The sequence below is a fragment of the Promicromonospora sp. NPDC060271 genome (genome assembly GCF_042726755.1).
Taxonomy (GTDB): Bacteria; Actinomycetota; Actinomycetes; order Actinomycetales; family Cellulomonadaceae; genus Promicromonospora.
In genome coordinates this window covers 1-1,129 of sequence record NZ_JBHXBG010000327.1, presented here as the reverse complement: position 1 = coordinate 1,129, position 1,129 = coordinate 1, and the positions used below count along the sequence as shown (strand labels likewise).

At 70.5% G+C, this 1,129-nt stretch carries 1 protein-coding gene; it reads right to left on the bottom strand.

Going from position 1 to position 1,129, the window contains the following annotated elements; all coding sequences use genetic code 11:
* A partial coding sequence (locus ACFWE2_RS25395; protein WP_377226980.1) for an aldo/keto reductase occupies nucleotides 1–1,035 on the bottom strand: 1,035 nt, incomplete at its 3' end.
* Nucleotides 1,036–1,129 lie beyond the last annotated feature (94 nt).

Sequence of the window (1,129 nt, the reverse complement as noted above, 5' to 3'; positions counted from 1 at the left end):
CCTTGGGGGCGGGTATAACTCGCTGGCGCCCCTTTCGGCCGGCCGTCTCCGACGCGGCGCCGGGTCAGCCAGCAGCGGGGCGTCGAAGGCCCCGTTCGGTTCGTAGACGTTGGTCCCGGGCGGGACGATCTCGTCGATACGGTCCAGGACGGCGTCGTCGAGCCGCAGCCCGGCCCCGGCAACCGTCGCCTCGAGCTGCGGAAGCGTGCGGGCGCCGATGATCACCGACGTCACCGCTGGATGGACCAGCGGGAAGGCGGTGGCCAGCTCCGGCAACGAGCAGCCCGCCTCCTCGGCGACCCGCACGAGCTCCTCGACGACGTCGAGCTTGCGGGCGGTCACCGGGTCGGCCGGGTCGAACCAGGCGGGCCGCAGCACCGCTCGGCCCTCCGGGCGCACGGTCCCGTCCTTGCGGTACCGCCCGGTCAGGAAGCCGAACGCGAGCGGGCTCCAGGTCAGTACCGCCATCCCCCAGCGCTGGGCGACGGGCAGGACATCCCGTTCGACGCCCCGGGCGAGGAGGTTGTACGGCGGCTGTTCGGTGCGAGGTCGCATCAGGCCGCGCGAGTCGGCGACGCGGTGTGCGTCGACGATCTCGTGCGCCGGGAACGTCGATGTTCCGAACGTCCGGATCTTTCCCTCGCGAACGAGGTCCGTGAGCACGCCGAGCGTCTCCTCCAGGTCGGTCTCCCGGTCGGGCCGGTGGACCTGGTAGAGGTCGATGTAGTCGGTGTTCAGGCGGCGCAGGCTGGCTTCGACCGCTCGACCGAGATGGCGACGCGAGTTGCCGCTGCGGTTCGGCCCCTCCTCGAGCGCGAAGTGTCCCTTGGTGGCCAGGATGACGTCGTCGCGCCTGCCACGCAGCGCCTTGCCCACGATCTCCTCGGACTCGCCTTTCGAGTACATGTCCGCCGTGTCGATGAAGTTGATGCCGTGATCGAGGGCCGTGTGGACGATGCGCGCGCAGTCGTCGTGGTCCGGGTTGCCGGCCGCACCGAACATCATCGCGCCGAGGGCATACGAGGACACGGTCATACCGGTCCGTCCGAGTGGTCTGAGCTGCATCAGGGCCTTTCGCTGTGGCTGTGGGAGGCGGGGAACACCTACGGGGCGCCGGGTGCGACCGCAC